This window comes from Mesorhizobium sp. M7A.F.Ca.CA.003.01.2.1, assembly GCF_003998945.1.
Classification (GTDB): Bacteria; Pseudomonadota; Alphaproteobacteria; order Rhizobiales; family Rhizobiaceae; genus Mesorhizobium; species Mesorhizobium ciceri.
Genome location: NZ_RZRA01000484.1, coordinates 1 through 4,208, shown reverse-complemented (window position 1 = coordinate 4,208; position 4,208 = coordinate 1). Strand labels below are relative to the sequence as shown.

At 62.5% G+C, this 4,208-nt stretch carries 6 protein-coding genes and 1 pseudogene; 5 read left to right on the top strand and 2 right to left on the bottom strand.

The features are described from left to right. Positions 1-295: pseudogene (locus EN969_RS19310) on the top strand (alpha/beta hydrolase); the annotation flags it as partial. An 85-nt stretch (positions 296-380) separates the two neighbouring features. Here the strand turns inward: EN969_RS19310 and EN969_RS19305 are convergent. After that, positions 381-983 carry a hypothetical protein gene (locus EN969_RS19305; protein ID WP_063168101.1) on the bottom strand — a complete coding sequence of 201 codons (603 nt, stop codon included), beginning with the start codon at positions 981-983 and terminating at the stop codon, positions 381-383. A 147-nt stretch (positions 984-1,130) separates the two neighbouring features. On the opposite strand from EN969_RS19305, the gene cysE reads away from it, so the two are divergent. Continuing rightward, positions 1,131-1,979 (top strand): serine O-acetyltransferase, encoded by an 849-nt coding sequence (gene cysE / locus EN969_RS19300; protein ID WP_013531333.1) that lies wholly within the window; start codon positions 1,131-1,133, stop codon positions 1,977-1,979. A 310-nt stretch (positions 1,980-2,289) separates the two neighbouring features. Beyond that, positions 2,290-2,493 carry a DUF3126 family protein gene (locus EN969_RS19295; RefSeq protein ID WP_013531334.1) on the top strand — a complete coding sequence of 68 codons (204 nt, stop codon included), beginning with the start codon at positions 2,290-2,292 and terminating at the stop codon, positions 2,491-2,493. A gap of 62 nt (positions 2,494-2,555) precedes the next feature. On the opposite strand, the gene EN969_RS19290 is transcribed toward EN969_RS19295, so the two are convergent. Beyond that, complete coding sequence (locus tag EN969_RS19290; RefSeq protein WP_063168100.1) at positions 2,556-3,281, bottom strand: hypothetical protein; 726 nt, start codon at positions 3,279-3,281, stop codon at positions 2,556-2,558. 125 nt (positions 3,282-3,406) lie between these two features. On the opposite strand from EN969_RS19290, the gene EN969_RS19285 reads away from it, so the two are divergent. Both EN969_RS19285 and EN969_RS19280 read left to right on the top strand, forming a co-directional pair. Further along, a complete protein-coding gene (locus EN969_RS19285) occupies positions 3,407-3,748 on the top strand; it encodes a hypothetical protein (RefSeq protein WP_063168099.1) in 342 nt (113 codons plus the stop codon). Between the two features lie 19 nt (positions 3,749-3,767). Beyond that, on the top strand, positions 3,768-4,208 hold a 441-nt coding region (locus EN969_RS19280), incomplete at its 3' end, for a gamma carbonic anhydrase family protein (protein ID WP_164758352.1).

Genomic DNA, 4,208 nt, shown 5'->3' with positions numbered 1-4,208 from the left:
CGGCCGGTCGTTTCGCGCCTTCGCCGACCAGACCCGCAGCGATCGCCGTGCCTTGGCGGCTTGCATCGCCAAATCGCGCGAATTGCTGAGCGAGCAGGATGTTGCCCGCATCGCCCAGCCGACGCTGGTCGCAGTCGGCACCACCGACGACATAGGCGGCTCGCCCGATGAGCTTGCAGCGTTGATGCCGAACGCCAGGGCCTTCCACATCGAGGGCCGCGATCATATGCTTGCCGTCGGGGACAAGACCTTCAAGCAGCGCGTGCTGGAGTTCTATGCCGAAAATCCGCTCTGAGCGGAGGGCCCGGGCAGCGAGAAGCAGTGCCGTAGTCGGGGACGAGGCTGCTTGGCATCGTGATAGGCGCCTATCCTGATTGTCCTTAGCCGTTTGCAAGGGCCGCCAGCGATCGCGCAATGTTTTCCCGGGCCTGCGGTTCGAAGCGCTGGCGAAACTCTTGCGTGTGGAAGATATGCGGGCGGGCGAGGAAACTCTTCAAGACCGCACTGCGTCCGGCTCGCCACATCAGCTCCTCCACCCAGTGGTACTCGCGCCGCACGGCGCGCTCATAGGCGTCGAAGGCGTCCGGCGCGGCACCCAGGATCGACAGGTCCATATCCAGGAAAAGACTTGCGTCCCGTGTGGCCGTCGCGCCGTCGAACGGCGGCACCTGGTGCGTGGCGGTGGCGACAATCATTGCCGAGATGCGGTCGAGACGTGAAGGATCTGTGCGGCCCGCCAGCTTTTTTTCGGCAAGGGCGGCACTTTGCGCCTCATTGTCCTTGGCCCTGCTGTCATAGACGGCATCGTGGAACCAGATCGCCGCTTCGATCGCCTCGGGATCGGCCAGCAACCTTCGATAGTCGCCAGCCAGCGCCAGCATCGCCTCGATATGGGCAAGGTTGTGGTAGTGGCGGCCCTGTGCCCGGTAGAGCCCTGAGAGCTCGCTTTTCAGCGCGTCGTCGATCAAGGGTTCGTTTTCCATGGCTGCTTGAATTCCCGCGAACCAAATCCATTTGACAAAGCACTAAGGAAAATTGAGTTCAATCGTGCTATGATCTGGCTTATATGTGCGGCCGGGCAGCAGGCAAGCACAACAGGCAAGCCAGGCAGGACGCAGGACGAGACGGCGATGAACAGCATCAGCATTTCCCGACACAGCGCATTGAAGCCGGTCGATCCGATCTGGCGTTCGATCCGCGACGAGGCCATGGAGGCTGTCAACCGCGACCCGCTGCTCGCTGCATTCCTCTATTCGACCATCCTCAACCAGGACAGCCTGGAAGAAGCAGTCATTCATCGGCTGGCCGAGCGGCTGGCGCACCAGGACATCGGCTCCGATCTCATCCGCCAGACCTTCAAGTCCATGCTGGCCGACGACAAGGAGTGGCCGACGACGGTGCGTGTCGACATCCAGGCCTATTACGATCGCGATCCGGCTTGCGACCGCTTCATCATGCCGGTGCTCTATTTCAAGGGGTTCCACGCCATCCAGACGCATCGGCTGGCGCATTGGCTGTGGAACCAGGGGCGCAAGGATTTCGCGCTCTATCTGCAGAGCCGCTCGTCCTCGGTCTTCCAGACCGACATCAACCCGGCCGCCCGCATTGGCAAGGGCATCTTCATCGACCACGCAACCGGCCTCGTGGTCGGCGAGACCGCGGTCATCGAGGATGACGTGTCGATCCTGCATGGCGTGACGCTGGGCGGCACCGGCAAGGCCGGCGGCGACCGCCACCCCAAGATCCGCTACGGCGTGCTGATCGGCGCCGGCGCCAAGATACTCGGCAACATCGAAATCGGCCATTGCTCGAAGATCGCGGCCGGCTCGGTGGTGCTGTCGCCTGTGCCGCACAACAAGACGGTTGCCGGCGTGCCGGCCCGCGTCGTCGGCGAGACCGGCTGCGATCAGCCGTCGCGCCAGATGGACCAGCTTTTGCCGTCGCAGACGATGGATCAGGTCGTCAGTTTCGACATCTGATTGTCATATGTCCGCTGCCTGAGGCCGTGGGCAGACATGGGCGATTGTTCTCGCCCAAGGTCTTTTGAGATTCAGGTCAGGCCGAGCCGAAATGGTGGGTTCCGAGAACCGGAGCGGAGCGTACGTTTGGGTACGTGAGCACAGTTCTACCGCGACGCGGTAGAACGGGGAAGCGCAGGAAACCGCCATTTGCAGGCCGGCCTCACGTGAATATCAACAGACCTTAATCAGGCCGCTTGCCTTTACATCGCCATTGTCGACGTGCCAGAAGCGCGTTCGAACGAGCAAGCCCGATGATCGGAGAAGACTGTTGAAGCCGGACGAAATCAGAAAGCTGGACGCCTATTTCAAGCGCGTCTTCCAAAACCCCAAGCTTGAGGTCAAGGCGCGGCCGCGCAAGGACGATTCGGCCGAGGTCTATGTCGGCGACGAATTCCTCGGCATCGTCTTCAAGGACGAGGACGACGGCGACTACAATTTTTCGATGGCGATTCTCGACATCGATCTGGCCTGAGCCAGCAAATCTTGCGGTCGGCCGGCTCATGCGGCCGGCCAGCCGGTTCCCTTGAAGCGTTCTTAACGTCCCGCCTTCAGAACGCGCCCGGCTTCGGTGGCGATTGCCGCGTCGAGCGCCTGCCAATCGCCCAGAAACTCCCTTGGGAAGCGATAGGTGAGGCTGAGTTCGTCGCCGACCTGGATGTCGCGCTCGCAGGGCGCCAGCGATTGGTCGGCACTCGGCCCGCTCAGGCAACGGGCCACGAACGGCTCCTTGCCGGGGCGATTGCCGACAACCAGCACCTCGTTCAGATAGCCTGATTTCTCGTTGAAACCATAAATCATCGTGCCGCCAGGCCCGGCAGTGCCGGGTCGGATGATCAGCGCGCTGTAGATCGGCGCGAAGCGGCCGCTCATGTCACGCGACATCATCTGCTGTTCGAAGGACAGGAAGACGATGCTTTTGGCTGTTCCCGTATGGTTGAAATCATCTCGCGCGGCCTCGCTGTAGCCGTCCATCTGGGGATAGCGCAGATAGAGGTCGAGCCGCGAGGCGATGCCGTCGCGCCGGGCCTGGGCGAAACGGATGGCATTGGCCGGGACCGTGATGACATTGTTGCCGATCACCACCTGGTGGGCTGTTGCGTCGTCGGTGTATCCGGCCATGGCGATCGAATGGCCGAACCATTTGCCGGCAAGGCTGATCGCCACCGACAACAGGGCGAGCACCGCGAACCCGTAGAGCACCCGCTTCATCAGCCTGGAATCGACCACGGTGAGTTCGTTGGCGAGCGCTGCCTGCTTCATCTCAGTCCTCGGATCTCGGGCCGCCCGTCCGCCTGCAGTGTCCCCGGGCGGCACACATCGCACGGCATGGCTCTTGCAGCCTGCATGGAACGACTGTGCAATTTCATGGTAAACGGAAAGTTAAGATGGGACCGCTGGAACTCACACTCTTTGCTTTTGCCGTCGGGTTGACGGCCTGCGGGCTGGCCGGATCGGCCATGGAACTGGTGTCGGGCCGCAAGGTCGCCTTCACCGAACCCTATGTGTCGCCGTCACATGTCTTGCGCTCGCTGCTCGCCACGGCCTGTGCGGGACCGTTCATGCTGGTCAACGACGCCATCGATGCCCGGCGTCAGCGCCGCATTTCAACGTTGGCGCTGATGTCCTGCGGCTGCACGGCAATTGCGTGGACCTTGGCGCTGGGCGTCGTCGTGCTTGCCATTGCCTCATGGTCGGTCCGTCTCCTAGGGTCCGAGCTGCCAGCTTGAGACGATTCGGAGACCAGGAATGCCGCTTTATGCGATCGATGGAACAGAGCCCAGCTTCGCCGATGCGGACTCGAACTGGATCGCGCCCGATGCGACGCTGATCGGCGACGTCAGGGTCGGACGCAATGCCGGCTTCTGGTTCGGCGCCGTCATCCGGGGCGACAATGAGCCCATCGTCATCGGTGCCGACACCAACGTGCAGGAACATACGGTCATGCACACCGATCCCGGTTTCCCGCTGACGATCGGCGAAGGCTGCACGATCGGCCACCGCGCCTTGCTGCATGGCTGCACGATCGGCGACAACAGCCTGATCGGCATGGGCGCCATCGTGCTGAACGGCGCGAAAATCGGCAGGAATTGCCTGGTCGGCGCCGGTGCGCTGGTTACCGAGGGCAAGGAATTCCCGGACAATTCGCTGATCGTCGGCTCGCCCGCCAAGGCGATCAGGGTGCTGGAC

What these genes read in the sequence shown, in the direction of transcription:
- cysE (WP_013531333.1), top strand. Translation starts at nt 1,131, where the DNA reads ATGAACAGCATCAGCATTTCCCGACACAGCGCATTGAAGCCGGTCGAT.
- EN969_RS19305 (WP_063168101.1), bottom strand. Translation starts at nt 983, where the DNA reads ATGGAAAACGAACCCTTGATCGACGACGCGCTGAAAAGCGAGCTCTCA.
- EN969_RS19285 (WP_063168099.1), top strand. Translation starts at nt 3,407, where the DNA reads ATGGGACCGCTGGAACTCACACTCTTTGCTTTTGCCGTCGGGTTGACG.
- EN969_RS19290 (WP_063168100.1), bottom strand. Translation starts at nt 3,281, where the DNA reads ATGAAGCAGGCAGCGCTCGCCAACGAACTCACCGTGGTCGATTCCAGG.